At 30.5% G+C, this 20,689-nt stretch carries 17 protein-coding genes; 9 read left to right on the top strand and 8 right to left on the bottom strand.

The features are described 5' to 3' along the window. Nucleotides 1-5: 5 nt before the first annotated feature. The 3 genes from gatB/aspS to BW723_RS02050 are packed head-to-tail and all read right to left on the bottom strand — an operon-like array spanning nucleotide 6 to nucleotide 5,010. Entirely contained in the window at nucleotides 6-3,338 is a 3,333-nt protein-coding gene (gene gatB/aspS / locus BW723_RS02060) for a bifunctional amidotransferase subunit GatB/aspartate--tRNA ligase AspS (protein ID WP_068363006.1), read from the bottom strand. Beyond that, nucleotides 3,338-4,738, bottom strand: coding sequence for an amidase family protein (locus BW723_RS02055; protein WP_068363009.1), 1,401 nt, complete (start codon nucleotides 4,736-4,738; stop codon nucleotides 3,338-3,340). Before BW723_RS02055 ends, gatB/aspS begins: the two co-directional genes overlap by 1 nt. A 2-nt stretch (nucleotides 4,739-4,740) precedes the next feature. Next, the gene (locus BW723_RS02050) at nucleotides 4,741-5,010 is read right to left on the bottom strand and encodes an Asp-tRNA(Asn)/Glu-tRNA(Gln) amidotransferase subunit GatC (RefSeq protein WP_068363012.1); all 270 of its coding nucleotides are present in this window, start codon (nucleotides 5,008-5,010) and stop codon (nucleotides 4,741-4,743) included. Between the two features lie 661 nt (nucleotides 5,011-5,671). Between BW723_RS02050 and BW723_RS02045 the strand changes: the two genes are divergently transcribed. The 9 genes from BW723_RS02045 to BW723_RS02010 all read left to right on the top strand — a co-directional run bounded on the left by BW723_RS02045 (nucleotide 5,672) and on the right by BW723_RS02010 (nucleotide 15,859). Further along, nucleotides 5,672-7,063 carry an anthranilate synthase component I family protein gene (locus tag BW723_RS02045; RefSeq protein ID WP_068363016.1) on the top strand — a complete coding sequence of 464 codons (1,392 nt, stop codon included), beginning with the start codon at nucleotides 5,672-5,674 and terminating at the stop codon, nucleotides 7,061-7,063. Nucleotides 7,064-7,136: 73 nt separating this feature from the next. Beyond that, nucleotides 7,137-7,712 (top strand): anthranilate synthase component II, encoded by a 576-nt coding sequence (locus BW723_RS02040; RefSeq protein ID WP_068363629.1) that lies wholly within the window; start codon nucleotides 7,137-7,139, stop codon nucleotides 7,710-7,712. Then, entirely contained in the window at nucleotides 7,712-8,704 is a 993-nt protein-coding gene (gene trpD, locus BW723_RS02035; RefSeq protein WP_068363020.1) for an anthranilate phosphoribosyltransferase, read from the top strand. The genes BW723_RS02040 and trpD overlap by 1 nt, the downstream gene beginning before the upstream one ends. Nucleotide 8,705: 1 nt before the next feature. Then, nucleotides 8,706-8,879, top strand: coding sequence for a hypothetical protein (locus tag BW723_RS17815; RefSeq protein ID WP_169835729.1), 174 nt, complete (start codon nucleotides 8,706-8,708; stop codon nucleotides 8,877-8,879). 122 nt (nucleotides 8,880-9,001) lie between these two features. After that, on the top strand, nucleotides 9,002-9,790 hold the full coding sequence (gene trpC, locus BW723_RS02030; RefSeq protein WP_068363023.1) for an indole-3-glycerol phosphate synthase TrpC: 789 nt from the start codon (nucleotides 9,002-9,004) through the stop codon (nucleotides 9,788-9,790). A 1-nt stretch (nucleotide 9,791) separates the two neighbouring features. Then, complete coding sequence (locus tag BW723_RS02025; protein WP_068363026.1) at nucleotides 9,792-10,487, top strand: phosphoribosylanthranilate isomerase; 696 nt, start codon at nucleotides 9,792-9,794, stop codon at nucleotides 10,485-10,487. A gap of 82 nt (nucleotides 10,488-10,569) precedes the next feature. Continuing rightward, nucleotides 10,570-11,754, top strand: a complete 1,185-nt coding sequence (gene trpB, locus BW723_RS02020) for a tryptophan synthase subunit beta (protein ID WP_068363029.1) — start codon at nucleotides 10,570-10,572, stop codon at nucleotides 11,752-11,754. Between the two features lie 87 nt (nucleotides 11,755-11,841). After that, the gene (gene trpA, locus BW723_RS02015; RefSeq protein ID WP_068363033.1) at nucleotides 11,842-12,609 is read left to right on the top strand and encodes a tryptophan synthase subunit alpha; all 768 of its coding nucleotides are present in this window, start codon (nucleotides 11,842-11,844) and stop codon (nucleotides 12,607-12,609) included. An 88-nt stretch (nucleotides 12,610-12,697) separates the two neighbouring features. After that, entirely contained in the window at nucleotides 12,698-15,859 is a 3,162-nt protein-coding gene (locus BW723_RS02010; protein ID WP_068363036.1) for a S41 family peptidase, read from the top strand. Nucleotides 15,860-15,938: 79 nt separating this feature from the next. Here BW723_RS02010 and BW723_RS02005 read toward each other — a convergent pair whose 3' ends face one another. From BW723_RS02005 to BW723_RS01985, 5 genes are all read right to left on the bottom strand, one after another. Then, nucleotides 15,939-16,403: an FKBP-type peptidyl-prolyl cis-trans isomerase gene (locus BW723_RS02005; RefSeq protein WP_068363038.1), complete on the bottom strand. Its 465-nt coding sequence runs from the start codon at nucleotides 16,401-16,403 to the stop codon at nucleotides 15,939-15,941. Nucleotides 16,404-16,412: 9 nt separating this feature from the next. Further along, the gene (locus tag BW723_RS02000; protein ID WP_083139836.1) at nucleotides 16,413-18,095 is read right to left on the bottom strand and encodes an amidohydrolase; all 1,683 of its coding nucleotides are present in this window, start codon (nucleotides 18,093-18,095) and stop codon (nucleotides 16,413-16,415) included. 6 nt (nucleotides 18,096-18,101) lie between these two features. Further along, nucleotides 18,102-18,398: a DoxX family protein gene (locus BW723_RS01995; protein WP_227431562.1), complete on the bottom strand. Its 297-nt coding sequence runs from the start codon at nucleotides 18,396-18,398 to the stop codon at nucleotides 18,102-18,104. Nucleotides 18,399-18,467: 69 nt separating this feature from the next. Next, nucleotides 18,468-19,901 (bottom strand): M20/M25/M40 family metallo-hydrolase, encoded by a 1,434-nt coding sequence (locus tag BW723_RS01990; RefSeq protein ID WP_068363044.1) that lies wholly within the window; start codon nucleotides 19,899-19,901, stop codon nucleotides 18,468-18,470. 22 nt (nucleotides 19,902-19,923) lie between these two features. Further along, the gene (locus BW723_RS01985) at nucleotides 19,924-20,640 is read right to left on the bottom strand and encodes a hypothetical protein (RefSeq protein WP_068363047.1); all 717 of its coding nucleotides are present in this window, start codon (nucleotides 20,638-20,640) and stop codon (nucleotides 19,924-19,926) included. Nucleotides 20,641-20,689 lie beyond the last annotated feature (49 nt).

Raw genomic sequence — 20,689 nt, 5'->3', positions numbered from 1 at the left:
TTATTTTATCTCATAATTTTCACATTCATTTCTTCTACTTTTTTGTCTGATAAAATGGATGGCGCATTAAATAATAAGTCTTCAGATGTTCCTGTTTTAGGGAAAGCCATCACTTCTCTAATAGAAGTTTTCTTTTCTAAAATCATCATTAATCTGTCTACACCCCAAGCAATTCCTCCATGAGGAGGTGCTCCATATTGAAACGCTTTGTACATCGTTCCAACACTTTTTATCATTTCTTCTTTATTGTAACCCATATTTTTATAGGTTGCTTCTAAAATTTCTGCTTTGTGTGCACGTACAGAACCACCACCAATTTCGTAACCATTTAAGATTAAATCGTATTGTTGAGCGATAATTGTTCCAATTTCTTCACCTTCACCATTCATATGTTTTTCTAAATCATATACAGCTGGCATAGAAAAAGGATTGTGTGTAAACGTCCATCTGCCTTCATCCGTTTTTTCGAACATTGGAAAATCTACCACCCAAGCAGGTCTTAATTCCTTTGGATTTATCAACTTTAAAATTCGTCCCATTTCTTGACGAACAGCATCTAAAGCTTTGTTTGCAGTAGCATAATCAGCAGCAGAGAAAAATACAATATCACCAATTTGAGCATCTGTAGCTTTTATGATATTTGCAGCAATTTCTTCTCCTAAAAACTTAATAATTGGCGATTGTAAATCGTTTTCATTTACAATAATGTAAGCCAAACCACCTAAGCCATTTTGTTGTGCAATTGCAGTCAAGTTTTCAATCTGACCTTTAGACATACGTTTGTTGCCTTGCTCTTCCGCAGAAACTTTAATACATTTTACAATTCCACCTTCATCAATAGGTTTACTAAAAACCTGGAAAGTAGTGTCTTTTACAATTTCTGTAATGTCTTGCATTTCTAAACCATAACGTAAATCTGGTCTATCACAACCATATTTATCCATAGCTTCTTTGTAAGTAATCACTTCAAAAGGACGTAAAATCCATTTTTTACCATAGATTTTTTTCACTATTTCATTAAACATTTTGGTGTTTAAATCTATAATTTGTTGCATACTTGCGTATGCCATTTCTATATCTAATTGTGTAAATTCTGGTTGTCTGTCTCCTCTAGAATCTTCATCTCTAAAACAACGTGCAATTTGGAAATACTTTTCAAATCCACCAACCATCAACATTTGCTTAAATTGTTGAGGTGCTTGTGGTAAAGTGTAAAAAGAACCTGCTTGTTTTCTTGTTGGTACAATAAATTCTCTTGCACCTTCGTCTGTACCTGCAGTTAAAATCGGAGTTTCTATTTCTAAGAATTCTTCTTCATCCAAGATATCACGAAGTAATTTAATTACTTTATGTCTGTTTACAATTGCCTTGCGAACTTCATCATTTCTGTGATCTAAAAACTTGTATTGAAAACGAACATTTTCATTCGTTTTCATTGCTCTTTTTATTTCAAAAGGCAATGTTTTTGAAAGATTTAGTATTTCTAATTCTGATGTTTCTAGTTCAATTTTTCCAGTTCTTAAACCAGTATTATAATCATCTTCTCTTCTCTGAACAACAACACCAGTAACCATAATTACAGTTTCTGGTTTTAGTTTTACCAATTCATCTAAATTTGGGAAAGTTTCTCTACTTAAACGCACTTGAAAAACTTGATAACTAGAATCACGTAAATCGATAAAAATTAATTCTCCATGATCTCTAACACTAGAAACCCAACCAGATAATGTTACTTCTGTATTGATAGCGTCATCAGATAATTCTGATATTTTATGGCTTCTGTAGTTGTCCTTGATTATTATGGGAGTTTGTTGCAACTCTTCCTCGTTTTTAGCAGCTGGCTGTTGGCTTTTAGTCCTTGGCTTTTCGCTAACTGCTAAAGGCGAATTGATAAGGGCTGAATTTTCGCTAACAGCATTAAGAATCTCTTCACGAATCACTTTTCCTGAAGCTCCTTTACCAATAATTTTAATCACTTTTCCAACTAAAATTCCGGCTTTACCTTGATTTCCATTTTTGATGTCGTTGGCAATTGCTTCGTTTTCGTTAATTACTTTTTGTACAGCATCCTTAATTTTATCTTCAGAAATGGTGTTCTGTTCAAAGTACTTATTGTAATCGAAAGTTCTGTCTTTTAAATATCTAGTAATTCCATTTTGTACTAAAACAGACGTAATTTTATCTGCTTTAAATAATTGGAAAATTTCAATTAACTGATTTACATTATGAATATTTGCATATTCATCTGCACCAATATTGTTTACCAAAGTTTTAGCAACAAAAGACGGGTCTTTTATCACATTATTAATAGCAATAAAAGTTTCAGAACGCAATGAATCCGCAGTAAAAAACTTAGCATCTTGTGGTAAAACTCCACCTTTTATCAAAATAGATTCAACTGCAAAAGGCAAAGAACTAACATCAACATCTATACTTTCAACAACATTTTTAATACTTACAAAAGGTAAATCTGGCTCAGAAATAAATCTATAATCAGCTTCAAACTCTTTTTTACGCATTGTTTTGGTTTGCTTTAAATCTGCATCAAACAATACAGTGGTTTGGTCTGGTCTAAATTCTTTATGCTCAATATAATAATTTAATTGTTTTTCAACTTCTTCTTTTAAAGCTTCTATCATAAACTTAAAAGAGTTCAAGTTTTTGATTTCTGTTCTAGGATTTAAATTATAACTGTGTTTTTTTCTAAGTGATACAGAAACATCCGATTTAAATTCACCTTTCTCCAAATTTGCTTCGGATATTTTTAAATTCTGCACAATTCTTTGAATGTATTGTGCGTACGTTGAAGCATCCTCAATATGTCTGATACAAGGTTCAGTTACAATCTCAATTAATGGCACTCCAGCTTTGTTAAAATCGACTAGAGAAACTTTCTTTTCGTGCATTAATTTTGCAGCATCTTCCTCAATATGAACTTGTGTTAAATTCACTGTAAATTGAGAACCATCATTTCTAAAACAAGAAACTTGTCCATCAGGAATTACAGGATTATGAAACTGTGTAATCTGTATGTTTTTTGGATTATCTGGATATTCATAATGTTTACGATCCCAAGAAATCACTTCATTTTCAAAAGTAGATTTTACAGCTTTACCAAAATAAATTGCTTTAGTAATTGCTTCTTTGTTAATAGAAGGTAAAACACCCATTTGCCCTGTGCAAACAGAACAAATATTTGTATTTGGATGTGCAGATTCTGTATTTGCACAAGAACAAAAAAGCTTCGTTTTTGTATTTAAACGTACGTGTGTTTCTAAACCAATTACAAGTTCTAAATCGTATTTTTTTAGTAAATTATTTAATTTCTCTAGCTCCATTATATCAAATCATTTAAGAAATTAGCGAATTGTAAAACCAAGGCATCATTGTTTTTTGCTGCAGAAATTTGCAAACCTGTTGCAGTTCCTTTAGGTATTGTTAAGGTTGGTAATTGCCCTAAACTAAAACCAACTGTATAAGCATCAGATAAGTACATTGCTAAAGGGTCGTTTAAGCTGTCTCCGATTTTTGGAGGTGTATTTGGTGTTACTGGCGATAAAATAATATCTACTTCTTTAAAGTCTTTTTCAAAATTATCAGCAATTTGATCTCTTAAGTTTAAACCTTTTAAGTAAATTTCATCAGAAAAACCTTGAGATAATACTTGATTACCACCAACAATTCTTCTTTTAGATTCTTCAGAAAAATTTTCTGAACGTGTAATTGCGTAAGTGTCTTTTAAATTATCTCCTTCAATTCTTGCTCCGTAATTTGTACCATCTAATCTTGATAAATTAGAAGCAGTTTCAGCCATTGCCAAAGTATAATAAGTAGAAACTAAAGTATCAGATTCAAAGAAATCTAATTCTTTAACTTCAATTCCTTTTGCTTTTATTTTTTCTATGGATGCTAAAAAGTCTGTTTTTACTTGGGTATCAATAGCATCACTTTCTATAAAGTTTTTAAAATAACCAACGGTTTTTATTTCATCAGTACTTAAAATAGTTTCTTCGGATATTTTTGAAGATTGATAAGTAGTTTGATCTTTAACATCTTTACCACTCATTACATTTAAAACGATTCTAATATCTTCAATTGATTTTGCAATTGGCCCAACACAATCTGTAGAAGATGCATATGCCATAATTCCAAAACGCGAAATTCTACCATAAGTTGGTTTTAATCCGAAGACATTATTGTAACCTGCTGGCTGACGAATAGAACCACCTGTATCTCCACCAATAGAAAAAACGGTGTAATCTTTGGCAACATTTACAGCAGAACCACCACTTGAACCTCCTGAAACTAAATCAGAATTAATGGCATTTTTTACGGCACCAAAAATGGTGTTTTCAGAGGATGATCCGTGACCAAAACTATCGCAATTTTCTTTTACTAAAGGAATTGCTCCTGCATCTAATAATTTCTGAATTGCTGTAGCTGTATAAGCCGATTTATAATTTTTAAGTAAATCAGAACTTGCAGTTGTGTAAGTTCCTTGTACCATATAAACATCTTTAATTCCGAAAGGTATTCCTTCTAAAAGTCCGATTTCTTGTCCGCTTTCAATTTTAGCATCAACTTTTGCTGCCAATTCTAAAGCCATTTTATCTAACAAGGAATTTACAGAATTGTAAGCGTTGGATTTTAATAAATCTAACCTGTCTTGTACTAGTTTTGTACAAGTAAATTCTTTGGCCATCAATTGCTGATGGATTTTGTGTATTTGCGATTTCATATTTATTCTTCAATCACTTTAGAAACAACTAAATAGCCGTTTTTTTCTTTAGGGAAATTTTCAATGATAATTTTTTTCTCTTCATTTGGGCTGTCAATTACAACATCCTCTCTTAAATCATCTATAGAAACAGCATTATTATGATTATTCTTAAAAGAATTGTTATTCGTTGAATTGGCATTTTTAATTACCTCAAATAATTTATTTACAGCTTCAGATGGCTGAGCTCCTTTAATACTAGACAATATGTCTACTGTCATAATTTTACTCATCTTAATATTGCTTTTAATTAAAAAGTAAAGCCTTCCGAAATTGGAAGGCTTTATTTATATATTTTTAAACAACAACCTTCCAATCCTAAAAATTAGGATTATTAAAATTAGTATTGTTGTTATTATTCATAATCATTATTAATTGGTGGCAAATATATACAGAATTGTTTTGTCTGCCACGTTAATTAATTAGTTTTTAAAAGAAAACACCAATAATTTAAAAGATAAATCATTGGTGTAGACATTAATTCAGTAAATTCAAATCAAACACGTTGTTTGGAGGTACAAATTAAAGGTTTTTGTTTGGTATTATAAATAGAATTGGATTAACCTGTTATAATATGGAGTTAAAATTATAAATAACATATACAAGTGTAAGAACGAAATCGATTTATTAAAATTTTCTTTTAAAAAGTCTAATTAAGAGAAAAAAAGATAAAATAAAATTTGTGCAAAAAGAAATAGCGCTTTACATTTGTAACTCAGTATGAAGAATATAATAAACAATACTTGGTGGTGGAACTCTCTTATCTAATAAGTGAGAACTAAACCTATATAAATAAAATATAAAAAAGGCTTATCTCACGATAAGCCTTTTTTGTTGCTGAATTTATTTCAGCATTATAAATTAAAAAGACTCTGAATCTAATTCAGCCTAAAAATGAAAAAAATACAGTTTAAAACCATTCACAAAACTAAAATTGCAGATACTATAACTCCTGTAGGTTTGTATTTACGTTTTAGAGATAAATATGCAAATACACTTTTACTAGAAAGTTCAGATTATCATAGTAAAGACGAAAGTTTTACGTTTATCGCTATTGAGCCTGTGATTTCTATAAAAGCAGAAAATCATCATTTAAGTTTTTCTCATAGAGGGATTGAGCTAGAAAACCAAAAAATTGGCAGAAACTTTAATACTATTTTCGAGAATTATAGCAAATCAATAGTTTTAGATTGCCCAGCAGAATTAAAATCATTCAATGGTTTGTATGGTTATACAACTTATGATTCTGTTCAGTATTTCGAAAATATTGAATTATCTGTAACAGATGCTCCTTCTGCGATTCCTTTATTACAATATAGTTTTTACAGGTTTATTATCGCCATTAATCATTTTAATGATGAAATGACATTGATAGAAAATATAGAAGAAGGTACTGAATCTCGCATAAAAGAAATTCAAACTATTATCGATGCACAAACCTTTAATACTCAAAAATTTGAAATTGTTGGTGATGAAACATCAAATGTAAAAGGAGAAGAATTTATTGATTATGTAAGAAAAGCAAAATCTCATTGTAAAAGAGGTGATGTTTTTCAACTCGTTTTATCACGCCAATTTCAACAAAAATTTAAAGGAGATGAATTTAATGTGTATAGAGCATTACGTTCTATAAATCCATCTCCATATTTGTTCTTTTTCGATTACGGTTCTTTTAAATTAATGGGTTCATCACCAGAAGCTCAAATTAAAATTGCTGCAGGTAAAGCAACGATCAATCCAATTGCAGGTACTTTTAGAAGAACTGGAGATATGGCTAAAGATATTCAGTTAGGTAAAAAATTATCCGCAGATAAAAAGGAAACTGCAGAACACGTAATGTTAGTAGATTTAGCACGAAACGATTTAAGTAAACACGCAGATAATGTAGAAGTTGAGGTGTTTAAAGAAGTGCAATATTTTAGCCACGTTATTCATTTGGTATCAACAGTTTCTGGTCAGTTAAAAGGAAACCCAATAGAAATTGTGGGCGATACTTTTCCTGCAGGTACTTTAAGTGGCGCACCAAAATACAAGGCAATGCAGTTAATAGATACATACGAAAATCAATCTCGTGGATTTTATGGTGGAGCAGTAGGAATTATAGGTTTAGATGGTTCTGTAAATTTAGCCATTGCAATTCGTAGTTTTGTAAGTAAAAACAAAACTTTGTATTACCAAGCAGGAGCAGGAATCGTTATCCATTCTGATGAAGAAAAAGAATTACAAGAAGTAAATAATAAATTAGCAGCGTTAAAAAAAGCGTTGATTTTAGCAGAGAATATTTAAAAAAAATGCTTTTGGCTATTTGCAGTTAGCTTTTTGCTAATTGCCAAGAGCCAAAAGCCAAAAGCTTTTTAAAATGAAGATTTTAATATTAGATAATTACGATTCGTTTACCTATAACTTAGTACACATGGTAGAAAAAATTACTGGAAATTTTCCAGCGGTTTTTAGAAATGATGAAATCAGTGTTGCAGATGTTGGAAATTACGATATCATTATGTTATCTCCAGGACCTGGAATTCCTGATGAAGCAGGTATTTTAAAAGAAGTAATTAAAACCTATGCAGGTATAAAACCTATTTTTGGAGTTTGTTTGGGTTTACAAGCCATTACAGAAGTTTTTGGTGGAACAATTATTAATTTAGATGATGTTTTTCACGGAGTTGCAACAGAAATGAGAGTTATAAATAAAGAAGCTGAAATTTTTAAAGATGTTCCAGAAACATTTTTAGCAGCACGTTATCATTCTTGGGCAGCAACAGATGTAGGTTTTCCAACAGAATTAGTAGTAACAGCTAGAGATGAAGATGGATTAATTCAAGCAATTGAACATAAACGTTTTAATATTTCTGCGGTTCAATTTCATCCAGAATCTATTTTAACAGATGTTGGTGAGCAATTGGTTACTAATTTTATCAATGCAAATTCGTAATGAAAGCAATTTTAAATAGATTATATAACCACGAAAGATTGTCTAAATCTGAAGCAAAACAAATCTTAAAAGATATTGCTGCTGAGAAATATAATGATGCGCATTTGGCTTCTTTTATGACCGTTTTTATGATGCGTCCAATTACTGCGGAAGAACTTTCAGGATTTAGAGATGCGTTAAAAGAATTGGCAATTAAAGTAGATTTTTCTGATTATAATACCATAGATATTGTAGGTACAGGTGGCGATGGAAAAGATACATTTAACATCTCAACATTAACATCTTTTATTGTTGCAGGTACAGGACAAAAAGTTGCTAAACACGGTAATTATTCTGTGTCTTCTCAGTCTGGTTCTTCTGATATGTTAGAAAGTTTTGGTTACCAATTTACCAATGATGAAAATGTTTTAAAAGAACATTTAGAAAAAGCGAACATTTGTTTTTTACATGCGCCAAAATTTCATCCAGCAATGAAAGCTGTTGGACCAACTAGAAAAGCATTGGCATTAAAAACGTTCTTTAATATGTTAGGACCTTTAGTAAACCCAAGTTCGCCTAAAAACCATATGTTAGGTACTTTTAATTTAGAAGTTGCACGTTTGTATAATTACATTTTACAAGAAGAAGAAAACATAAATTATGGTATTATTCACGCTTTAGATGGTTATGATGAAATTTCGTTGACAAGCGGATTTAAAATCTTTACTAAAAAAGGTGAACAATTGATAAATCCTGAAGATTTAGGTCAAAAGAGATTGCAACAATCAGATATTTTTGGAGGAAATTCTGTTGCAGATGCAGCAAAGATTTTTAAATCAATTTTAGAAGGAAATGGAACTGAAGCACAAAATAATGTTGTTTTAACAAATGCTGCTTTTGCGCTAACAATTGTTGATGAAACTAAGTCTTTTGAAAACGCGTTTGAAGAAGCTAAAGAATCACTTTTTGGTTTAAAAGCAAAACAAACATTAGAAAAATTAGTAAGTATTTAAGATGACAAAAAAGAAAAACAATTTAATTCTTATTATTCCAGGGTTTCTTTTGATGGGAACTGCTGTAGGAATTCAAACCAAAGATCTTTTTAAACAGATGATTATTGGTTTAATTGTTGGAGTTATTGTTTACTTTTTTTTGAAAAACAGAAATAATAAAATTAAAAATAAATAAAAATGTTCTCGATACAATTTTCTCATAAAATCGAAAATCACTCGAACTGACAAACGGACTGTCACATCGAGTGAATTTGTGAAGAATGAACAAATTTGTATCGAGATGTTATTTAAAATTGAATGACTATACTAGATAAAATAATCGCATTTAAAAAGAAGGAAATTGCTAAGATTAAAGCAGAAGTTCCTGTAAAGAAATTAGTAGAAAGTCCTAATTTTGATAGAACACCTTTTTCATTAAAAAAGGCTTTATTAGAAGTTGGTTCAACAGGTATAATTGCCGAGTTTAAACGTCAATCTCCATCCAAAGGAATCATCAATGATAAAGCAACTATTGCAGAAGTTACCAATGGATATTTAGATGCAAATGTAGCTGCACAATCTATCTTAACAGATACTTCTTTTTTTGGTGGAACTATGGCAGATTTAATGGAGGCAAGAACAATCAATCAACAAAAACCAATTCTAAGAAAAGATTTTGTGGTAGATGGTTTTCAAATAGTAGAAGCAAAAGCAATTGGTGCAGATGTAATTTTATTAATTGCTTCTTGTTTAACAGCTACAGAGTTAAAAAACTACGGGAATTTGGCTACAGATTTGGGTTTAAGTGTTTTGTATGAAGTACACACGCAAGAAGATTTAGATAAAATTAATGATTTAGATAACAAGATTATCGGAATCAATAATAGAAACTTAAAAACTTTTGAAGTGGATTTAGAACACTCAATTAAATTGGCAAATCAAATTCCTGATACTTGTATTAAAGTTTCTGAAAGCGGAATTTCTGATCCAAAAATCATTACAGGATTAAAAGAGTTTGGTTTTCAAGGTTTTTTAATTGGTGAGAATTTTATGAAAGAAGAAAATCCTGGAGAAGCTTGTCAAGAGTTTATCAGTCAAATTAGATAATATGAAACTGAAGGTTTGTGGAATGAAATACGTAGAAAATATTCAGCAAGTTGCTGACTTAAATCCTGATTATCTGGGATTTATTTTCTATGAAAAATCCAAAAGAAATTTTGAAGGCATTATTCCAGAATTTTCAAATTCAATTCAAAAAACTGGAGTTTTTGTTAACGAGTATATAGAGATTGTAATTTCTTTAGTAGAAGAATATAGATTAGATGCCATTCAATTGCATGGAGATGAATCTGTAGATTATATTGTTAATTTAAAAAAGCAATTAGCAGATAATAGAGCTTTGTTTATTGAAGAAAATAAGCAAATTAAAAAGAAGAAAAATCAACATTATATTTCTAAGAATGAAGTAGAAATTATTAAAGTTTTCGGAATTAAAGATGAATTTAATTTTGATGTTTTACAACCTTATTTAGATGTAGTAGATTTCTTTTTGTTTGATACTAAAGGAAAAGAAAGAGGAGGAAATGGAACAAAATTTGATTGGTCTGTTCTAGAAAAATATCCTTTTGATAAACCTTTCTTTTTAAGTGGAGGAATTGGTTTAGAAGATGTTGATCAAGTTAAAGAAATATTCAATTCAGAATTGCCAATTTACGCTTTAGATATAAATAGTAAATTTGAAGTTGAACCAGGTAGAAAGAAAATAGAAGAGTTACAAGAGTTTAAAAAAAGATTAAATGTGTAATTGTGTTCATGTTGATATGTATAAGAAACACAAACCAACATTTACACGATTAAACGAATAAACAATTACACAACATTAAGATATGAAATCACAATTTCAGCCAGACAAAAACGGATATTTTGGGCAATTTGGTGGCGCATTTATTCCAGAATTATTGTATCCAAATGTAAAAGAGTTAGAAGATAATTATATTCAAATTATCGAATCTGATGAATTTCAAAAAGAATACAAAGCTTTATTAAAAGATTATGTTGGTAGGCCAACACCTTTATATTTAGCCAAACGTTTATCAGAAAAATATGGAGCTCATATTTATTTAAAACGTGAAGATTTATGCCATACAGGGGCGCATAAAGTAAATAATACCATAGGTCAGGTTTTAATTGCTAAGAAATTAGGGAAAACTAAAATTATTGCAGAAACAGGTGCTGGGCAACATGGAGTTGCAACTGCAACAGTTTGTGCTTTAATGGGCTTAGATTGTACCGTTTTTATGGGCGAAAAAGATATTGTTCGTCAAGCACCAAATGTTGCCAGAATGAAAATGTTAGGGGCTAAAGTTGTGCCTGCAACATCTGGTTCTAAAACTTTAAAAGACGCTACAAATGAGGCTATTCGTTATTGGATTCAGAATCCAGAAACGTTTTATTTAATTGGTTCTGTTGTTGGTCCACATCCACATCCAGATATGGTTGCCAGATTACAAGCTGTGATATCCGAAGAAATAAAATGGCAATTAAAAGAAAAAACGGGTAAAGAAACTCCAGATACAATTATTGCATGTGTTGGTGGTGGTTCTAATGCAGCAGGAGCTTTTTATCATTATATGGAGGATGAAAATGTTGAGTTAATTGCTGTAGAAGCTGCTGGTTTAGGTGTAAATTCAGGTGAAAGTGCCGCAACTTCTCAATTAGGTGAAGTCGGAATTATACACGGTTCTAAAACCATTTTAATGCAAGATGAATATGGGCAAATTGTAGAGCCTTATTCAATTTCTGCTGGTTTAGATTATCCAGGAGTTGGTCCTTTACATGCTTATTTATACGAAAGCAAAAGAGCCAATTTTATGAACGCAACAGATAAAGAAGCTTTAACAGCTGCTTATGAGTTAACTAAAATTGAAGGAATTATTCCTGCTTTAGAAACTGCACATGCATTGGCTGTTTTACCTAAAATTAAATTTAAAAAAGACCAAGTGGTTGTTGTAAATTTATCGGGTAGAGGAGATAAAGATTTAGAAACGTATATTAAACATTTAGAAGATTAGCAACGTCTTTCCGAACAAAGTGAAGGAATCTGCTAATTAATTATGAGATTGCTTCATACCTCGTAATGACAGAATGAAACAAAAATTATGAATTCAATTCAAGAATTATTTCAACAAAAAGATAAAAATTTATTATCAATATACTTTACTTGTGGTTACCCAAATTTAAATGATACTACACAGGTAATTTCGGCATTAGAAACTAGTGGTGTAGATTTTATAGAAGTTGGTTTGCCTTATTCAGATCCTTTAGCGGATGGGCCAACAATACAAGATAGTAGTCAAAAAGCATTGCAAAACGGAATTAATTTAGACTTGGTTTTTGAGCAATTAATGACGATTAAAGTAACCAATAAAACACCTTTAGTTTTAATGGGATATTTAAATCAGATGCTAAAATATGGCGAAGATAAATTCTGTCAAAAAGTTGTAGATTGTGGTATAGATACGTTAATTCTACCAGATTTACCAATGGTAGAATTCGAAAATCATTATCAAAAATTATTCGATAAATATGGATTAACCAACGTGTTTTTAATTACTCCTCATACATCCGAAGAAAGAATTAAAAAGATAGACTCCTATACTAAAGCTTTTATTTATGTTGTGGCTTCTGCTTCGATTACTGGTGCTAAAGGAGAAATTTCTAGCCAACAAATAGCTTATTTCGAAAGAATTAAAGCAATGAATTTAAAAAGTAAACTAATTGTTGGTTTTGGTATTTCTGATAAACAGACATTTAACACAGCTTGTAATTATGCAAATGGTGCAATTATAGGTTCTGCTTTTATTAAAAATTTAGGAAAAAATGGAGTTGCTTCTATTAATGATTTTATAAAACCGATAATTAGTTAAATAAAACTTAAAACAGTCTTAAACAATTTTCGAAACTTAAGAATCAGTCTTAATAAAGTCTAACTTAGTTGTTTTAAATTCAAATAAAATGACTAAAAAAACTATTCTATTCTTTGCAGTTCTCTGCAATTTAACTTTTTTAAACGCCCAGAATTCTTGGGTAAGAACGCCCACAATTAGTCCAGATGCTTCAAAAATAGCATTTGGTTTTGATGGTGATGTTTGGGTATTAGATAACAACACTAATCAACCTAAAAGATTAACAATTCATCAAGCTTATGAAAGTAATCCTATTTGGAATTCTAAAAGCAACGAAATTATTTTTATGTCCAATAGAAAAGGAAGTAGAAATATTTTTAAAACTGATTTAAATGGAGGTGTTCCCAACCAATTAACCTATTACCCTACTACAGATACACCAAGTCAATGGATGGCAAATGGTGATATTCTTTTTTCTAGTAACCGAATTTTTAAGGGTACAGAAAGAGAGTCATCAATATACAAGATTAATCAAAATGGAGAAACTCCAACTCGATTTATAACTGCTTTAGGAAGTCAAGCTTCTGTTTCGCCAAATGGTAATTTTGTAGCTTTTGTAAAAGGAACTTGTAGAATTTCTAGAGAAGATTATAATGGTCCTGCTCAAAGAGATATTTGGATTTATAATTTAAAAACAAAAGAATATCATCAAATTACAACCAGTAAAAAGAACGATCATACGCCACTTTGGGATGCAAATAACAATTTATATTATATAGGTTCAGAAAGTGGTAGGTATAATATTTATAAAACATCTTTAAGTACAAATGGTGCTAAATCTGGTACAGAAACTCAATTAACACATTTAAAAGTTAATGGAGTTTTATCTTTTTCTGTGAGTAACAATGGTACAATTGTTTACAATAGCGGAATTGAAGTTTTTAAAATTCAGAATGGAAAATCTAGTAAAGTAAACTTAGATTTAGCTACAGATAATAGATTCGAATTAGAAGAAACTAAAACCGTTTCAGACGGAATTAGAGATTTAAGTGTTTCTCCAAACGGTAAATTAATCGCTTTAAGTATTAATGGAGAAATTTTTGTAAAAGAAAACAACAAAGACAAAACAAAAGCAAATAATGTAAGTAATCATCCTTTTAGAGATGATAATCCTTTTTGGATTGATGATAATACTTTAGGGTTTTTATCAGACAGAAGTGGGCAAAACGAATTGTATAAAGTTGTTTCTACGGATGAAAACGTGACTTTAAGCAGAAGTTTAAAAACAAAAGTTACTCAGCTAACTAATAGTAAAATTGATGTTTTTGAGCCATTATTATCGCCAAACAGAAAGAAATTAGCTTACAGAATTGGTAGAGGTCAATTGGTTATTGCTGATGTAAATGATGCAAAATTAGACAAGCCAAAAAGTTATTCAGATACTTGGGCATCTGCCAATGATCTTTCTTGGAGTCCAGACAGTAAATATATTGCTTACTCGCAATCTGACTTAGATTTTGATAGTGAAATTTATATACAATCTATAGAAAATCCATCAAAAAAGATGAATATTTCTATGCATCCAAGATCAGATTCTAGACCAGTTTGGAGTCCAGATGGTAAAAAACTTTCTTTTGTTTCGAATAGAGCAGGAGATAGAGGAGGCATCAATTATGATACTTGGATGGTTTGGTTACAAAAATCTGACTGGGAAAAAACAAGAGCTGATTATAAAGAAGGCGATTATTATCAACCAAAAGAAGAAAAAAAGAACGATAAAAAAGAGGTTGTTGTAAAAATTGATGAAGATAAAATTTACGATAGATTAGTACAATTAACAAGTTGGGCTGGTAACGAATATGGTGCACTATTTAGTGCAGATAGTAAAAGTATTTACATTTCTGCAACTAATCCTGCAACTAGAAAAAACGGATATTATAAAGTTGATTTATTAGGTGGTACTCCTAAAGAAGTAAAAGGTGTAAATTATGTTGGTGGCAATAGTTTAAACAAAGGCACTTTGTATTATTCTTCTAGAGGAAAATTAAAATCTTTAAACTTAAAGACTGATAAAGTTTCATCTTTTTCTCACTCAGCAACTTATACAGTTGATAATTATAAATTAAACGAGCAAGTTTTTTATGAGGGAGTAAGAGCAATAACTGCTGGTTTTTACGATCCTCAATATCATGGTTATAATTGGGATAAGATTGTAAAAAGATATACGCCTTGGGTTTTATCTGCAGCTACTAAACAAGATTATACTTTTATGTATAATAATATGTTAGGTCAGTTAAATGCAAGCCATATGGGGTATAGAGGTAGCAGCCCAGAAGAAGTTTCTAGTGATAAAGTTGGTCTTTTAGGTTTAGCAGTTTTTAATGTAAATAATGGTGTAAAAATCGATTATATATTACCAAATTCAGCTGCAACAAAAACCAATGTTTCCTTAAATACTGGTGATGTAATTACTGCTGTAAATGGAAAGCAAATTAGTAAAAACACAAATTTTTACAGTGTTTTAAGAAATACTTCTGGTGATGAAATTCTTTTAACTTTAGCTGATAAAAAAGAGGTAGTTGTAAGAACAGAATCTACAAGAACTATTAGTCGTTTACGTTACGAAGAATGGATAAATTCTCGTAAAAAATTGGTTGATGAATATTCTAATGGACAATTAGGTTACATTCATATTCAAGGAATGAACTTACCAAGTTTTGAGCGTTTTGAACGTGAATTAAAAGCAAGTGGTTATGGTAAAAAAGGAATTGTAATTGATGTTAGAAATAATGGTGGTGGTTGGACCACTGATCGTTTATTAGCTGTTTTAACTTACCAACAACATGCATATACAGTACCTAGAGATGCAACTGATAATCTTCAGAAAAACAATTTAAAGTATAAAGAAAATTATCCTTTTAATGAGAGAGCAGTTTTATCTGTGAATACTAAACCTTTAGTGGCATTATCTAACCAAAGTAGTTATTCTAATGCAGAGATTTTTGCACACGCATTTAAGAGCTTAAAATTAGGTAAATTAGTAGGTCAGCCAACATTCGGTGCAGTAATTTCTACGGGGAGTCACCGTTTGCAAGACGGTTCAATTAGAATGCCATATAGAGCTTGGTATGTAAAAGAATCTGGATTAAATATGGAACATGGACCAGCTGTACCAGATGTTTTGGTAGAAAATAAACCAGGTTGGAAAGCAAGAAATGAAGATGATCAACTAAAAAAAGCTGTTGAGGTTTTATTACAAGATCTTAAATAATTTAACTAAACTATAAAAAAAAAAGAGTTGATATAATACATTGTTATATCAACTCTTTTTTTTTTGACTTAAATATTTTTTAATTAATGGTTAAAAGTTTTACATCGAATATAACAACTTTACCTGCAAAAGATGAATAAACATAATATGGGTAGCCAATTTTAGAAGGTATTATTAAAGTAGCTTCACCACCTTCTTTTAAATAAGTTATACCTTCAGAAAAACCTGTAATTAATCCATTTAGATTAAAATTTGTTCCATCAGCAGTGCTTTCATCAAAAACAACACCATCTGTAGTATAGCCTTTGTAATACACAGTTACATTTGATGTAGTTGTTGGTGAAACACCAACTCCTTCTTCTTTAAGAATGTAGTATAACCCAGAATCACTTTTTTCAGGATTTAAGTTGTTTTCAGTAATATAATCTTGAATTTCAATTTCGTTTAAAGCATCATAATCAATTGGTTCTTCTATGGGTGTTTCAGAATTTAAACAAGAACTAAATGCTAATACAATAATAAGTGTTGATAAATATGATTTCATAATTAAATATTACTCTGTTTTTTCTGTTTCTGTTAGAGTTTCCGCTTTTACTTCCGTTTCTTTTTCAGTTTCTTTCAAAGTATAAACATTTTCTCCGTTTAAATAGGTAGCAACAGCTTTTGTCTTTGGTATTTCATTGCCATCAATACTCATGAGATCTTGATTTAGTATTACAAAATCTGCAAATTTACCCACTTCAATAGTTCCTTTTTCTTGCTCTTCAAAATTGGCATGTGCAGCCCAAATTGTCATCCCTTTTAAAGTTTGACTTCTTGTTAAAGCATTACCCATTTGGAATCCTTCTTCTGGAAAACCTTCTAAATCTTTACGATGTCTGGCAGCATAAAAGGTTAAAAATGGATTTACTTTTTCTACAGGAAAATCTGTACCCAAAGCTATTTTACCATACCGGTTTAATAAATTTCTATAAGCATAAGCTCCAATCATTCTTTCTTTACCCAATCTTTCTTCTGCCCAATACATATCTGATGTTGCATGAGTTGGTTGTACAGAAGGTATAATGTTATTAAAACTTCTAAAATCTTTACTAGATACTATTTGTGCGTGTTCAATTCGCCACCGTCTGTCTTCTTGATCTTTTAAAGCTTCTTTATAGGTCTTTAACATCCAGGTATTTGCAGAATCGCCAATAGCGTGTGTGTTCATTTGAAACTCTGAAGCAGCAATTTGTTTGGCAATTTCTCTATATCTTTCTGGCGGATAAATTAATGCTCCAAAATGATTTTCTCTATCAGAATAAGGTTCACGCAAAGCAGCACCTCTAGAGCCTAAAGCACCATCACCATAAACTTTAAAAGAGCGTACATTTAATCTGTCTGTTTTGTAAATTCCTTGTTTAATATAGTAATCGATTTGTGTTTGTTTATCACCAGAAACCATCGCGTAAATTCGCATTTTTAATTGATTTTTCTTTTGTAAATCATCAATTAAATCGATTATGTTTTTATCTAAACCAGCATCGTCTACTGTAGTTAAACCGTAAGAAAAACAGATTTTTTGAGCATCTAAAAGTGCATCAATAGATTCTTGTCTTGTTGGTTCAGGTATTTTTATAAAATCCATAGCAGCATCAATCAAAACACCTGTCATTTCTCCGTTTTTGGTTATGATTTCTCCTCCAGTTACAGGCGTATTTTTATTTATACCAGCCAAATTAATTGCTGCTTGATTTATTAATAACGCATGGCCATCTATTCTTGTAATTGCAACAGGTGTAGATGGGAATAAAGCATCTAATTTTTCCTTTGTAGGGAACTCTTTTACTTCCCAATCATTTTGATCCCAACCACGACCAGTGATGAAACTTGCATTTTTTTCTTTTTGATACGCTACCAGTGTATCTAAAATAGCATCGTAACTTTTAGTACCTTCTAAATTTGCTTTTTGCTTTTGCAAGCCCATTCTATAAAAATGGCAATGAGCATCAATTATACCTGGTATAATTGCCTTTTCATTAGCATTAACAGTATCTAATGCAATATAGTTGTCTAGAATTTCTTCATCTGTGCCAATTGCAACGAATTTACCGTCTTTAACAGCGAAGGCTTCTTTTTTTTGAAAAAAGTCATTAATAGTATAGGTGGTAGAATTATAGACAATTAGATCTACTTTTTCTTTACCACAAGAAAATAAAAAGAGAGATATTATAAAAATAAGGATACTTCTTTTCATAAATAATTAGTGAATATACACAAAATATATTCCATACATCAATAGAAATTGAAGGGGAATTCTTATGATTGCTAATTTCTTTGAACCTATGGCAGGTCTTTTTTTGTTTGCATCCCAAATATGAATGGGTAATAATAAAACGAGTAAAATAAAAATACCTAATGATGCATATTTTACTGTTGATGTAAAGTAGAGTCCTAATCCTAAAATAAACTCAACGAACCCAACAATATAATTCACTAAATTTTTAGGAAATAATTCCGGAATAAAGTGCTTGAAGATGTTGGGTTTTATGATGTGCATAATTCCTGCAAAGCAGAAAAGGATGCTATAAAATATTTTTAATATTAGAACAATAGTTTTCAATAAGTTTTAGGGTTTTAGGGGTGAATTTGAATATAAATATTTATCCATTAGATAAACAATACTAGCCATAGATGCACTACCTAAAACTAGTTCACGTTTATTAACTTTATCAAAAGTATCTCTGCTTGTATGATGATAATCGAAATAACGTTGCGAATCTGGTCTGTAACCTACTAAAGTTACATTTTCGCCTTTTAATGGGCTAATATCTGCACCAGAACCACCTTTGTCTAAATCGTGTAAACCATAAGGAGATAGTAATTTTTTCCAACTTTGTAATAACTTTGTATTTACACTATTCGCATCTATAGAAAAACCTCTAGGTGTATGTCCACCAGCATCAGATTCTAATCCTCCAATATGATTTTCTTTATGTAAAGTAGCTAATTCAGCATATTTTTTAGCACCTCTTGTACCATTTTCTTCGTTCATAAAAAATACAATTCTAATGGTGTTTTTTGGTTTAATGTTGTTCTTTTTAAACAAATAGGCAACTTCTAAAGATTGTACAATACCTGTACCATCATCATGAGCACCTTCACCTAAATCCCAAGAATCTAGATGACCACCAACAACAAAAATATTTTCTGGTGTTTCTGCACCTTTAATTTCACCAACTACATTAAAAGAAGGTGCATCTGGTAACGTTTTACAACTTTGTTTAAAGTAGAATTTTAAATTAGGATTTTTTTGTAAATCGTCACTTAAAATATTGGCAGCTTTACTACTAATAGCAGCTGTTGGTATGTGTTTTTCTGTTGGTAAATCTCCATAACTCATTGTCCCTGTATGCGGATAATCATCAATAGAATTAGTCATAGAACGTACAATTACACCTTTTGCACCAAACTCACCACAAATTGCAGCACCTCTTACTCGTTGATCTACACAACCTCCATAAGCTTTAAAAGTGTTAATTAATGTATCATCGAAAGGGCGATTAAAAAAAACAATTTTGCCTTCCATTTTACTGCCTAAAGCTTTGGCTTCTTCTAAACTTTTTACCTCAATAACTTCTGCTAAAACTCCAGAATTTGGAGTTGCAACAGAAAAACCTAAAGCGCAAATTGGTACATTTTTCTGAATTCCGTTTGTAGTGTAAGTGGCTACTTCTTTTTCACCACGAACCCAATGAGGTACCATTACAGGTTGCAACCATACAGAATCTAAACCTACTTCTTTCATTAATTTTTCTCCCCATTCAACAGCTTTTTGGGCTTCTGGAGAGCCTGATAATCTACCACCAATATTTGTTGTTAAATCTCTTAACCATTCATAAGATTTACCTTCTGTTAAAGCAGAATTAAATATGGTTTTAATATGAGTAGAATCTGTTTTTTCTGCTTTAGAAAGTAACTTAGGATTCTCTTTTTTATCAGTTTTCTGATTACAAGAAAAAATTAAAAAAGAAAGGGATAATAAAATTATAATTTTTTTCATGTGATGTGAATTTAAGCAGGAATTAAGTTTCCTTTAATAATTTTCTAGACTCTTGATAGATGTATCTGTATTTTCGTTGATTTACTTCTATCATGTTGTTTATTTCAGTAATTATTTCATCTAAAACAATTTTAGCATCGTTTTTTTTCTCTCTTCTAATTAGAAATTTAGAAAGTTCTAATCTTTCTGGGTAATTAGAATACCTTTTGTCAATTTTTCTAAATTGATGTTCTGCTTCTTCAAAATCGCCACATTTTTCTAATGAAATAGCGTAAATATAAATAGAACTTCTAAACGATTTGTCTAAGTCTATTTTATTTGCGTAAGCTTTTACTTTGTTATAATCCTTTAATTCAAAATAGCATTTTACAGCTTTATTTAATGTATGAGGATTGTTTTTGTAATTCCCCTCTAAAGCTTTTTCATAATAAGGTATTGCTAATGCAAAATCTTTATTATCTCTATGAGCATCTCCTAAATCAATTAGATTTTGATAGGTTTCAGAAAAACTTAATCTTTTTTCTAATTCTTTAATCTTTTTTGTAGGATTTAGGGCGGTATCTACAGCATCTGTTAAGTTTCTTAAATTAGATCCATTTAAAATGTGCATAAATAGATAAACTATAGAACCAATTACAGGTACAAAAAAGATAACAAAATACCAATAAGTCTCGTTTCTACTTTTATAAACGTGAAAAATACAAAAAGCCTGAAAAGCGATTATAATGTAATAAAGCATAGGGCGTAAATATAAGAAAAATGTAATTTTAACTTATACCTTTTTTAGA

The organism is Polaribacter reichenbachii (assembly GCF_001975665.1).
In the GTDB taxonomy this organism is placed as follows: domain Bacteria; phylum Bacteroidota; class Bacteroidia; order Flavobacteriales; family Flavobacteriaceae; genus Polaribacter; species Polaribacter reichenbachii.
The sequence above is the reverse complement of the archived record's forward strand: the minus strand, read 5'-3'. Positions and strand labels throughout refer to the sequence as shown.

Coding starts and splice junctions, on each gene's coding strand:
- gatB/aspS (WP_068363006.1), bottom strand. CDS start 3,338: ATGGAGCTAGAGAAATTAAATAATTTACTAAAAAAATACGATTTAGAA.
- BW723_RS02055 (WP_068363009.1), bottom strand. CDS start 4,738: ATGAAATCGCAAATACACAAAATCCATCAGCAATTGATGGCCAAAGAA.
- BW723_RS02050 (WP_068363012.1), bottom strand. CDS start 5,010: ATGAGTAAAATTATGACAGTAGACATATTGTCTAGTATTAAAGGAGCT.
- BW723_RS02045 (WP_068363016.1), top strand. CDS start 5,672: ATGAAAAAAATACAGTTTAAAACCATTCACAAAACTAAAATTGCAGAT.
- BW723_RS02040 (WP_068363629.1), top strand. CDS start 7,137: ATGAAGATTTTAATATTAGATAATTACGATTCGTTTACCTATAACTTA.
- trpD (WP_068363020.1), top strand. CDS start 7,712: ATGAAAGCAATTTTAAATAGATTATATAACCACGAAAGATTGTCTAAA.
- BW723_RS17815 (WP_169835729.1), top strand. CDS start 8,706: ATGACAAAAAAGAAAAACAATTTAATTCTTATTATTCCAGGGTTTCTT.
- trpC (WP_068363023.1), top strand. CDS start 9,002: ATGACTATACTAGATAAAATAATCGCATTTAAAAAGAAGGAAATTGCT.
- BW723_RS02025 (WP_068363026.1), top strand. CDS start 9,792: ATGAAACTGAAGGTTTGTGGAATGAAATACGTAGAAAATATTCAGCAA.
- trpB (WP_068363029.1), top strand. CDS start 10,570: ATGAAATCACAATTTCAGCCAGACAAAAACGGATATTTTGGGCAATTT.
- trpA (WP_068363033.1), top strand. CDS start 11,842: ATGAATTCAATTCAAGAATTATTTCAACAAAAAGATAAAAATTTATTA.
- BW723_RS02010 (WP_068363036.1), top strand. CDS start 12,698: ATGACTAAAAAAACTATTCTATTCTTTGCAGTTCTCTGCAATTTAACT.
- BW723_RS02005 (WP_068363038.1), bottom strand. CDS start 16,403: ATGAAATCATATTTATCAACACTTATTATTGTATTAGCATTTAGTTCT.
- BW723_RS02000 (WP_083139836.1), bottom strand. CDS start 18,095: ATGAAAAGAAGTATCCTTATTTTTATAATATCTCTCTTTTTATTTTCT.
- BW723_RS01995 (WP_227431562.1), bottom strand. CDS start 18,398: ATGCACATCATAAAACCCAACATCTTCAAGCACTTTATTCCGGAATTA.
- BW723_RS01990 (WP_068363044.1), bottom strand. CDS start 19,901: ATGAAAAAAATTATAATTTTATTATCCCTTTCTTTTTTAATTTTTTCT.
- BW723_RS01985 (WP_068363047.1), bottom strand. CDS start 20,640: ATGCTTTATTACATTATAATCGCTTTTCAGGCTTTTTGTATTTTTCAC.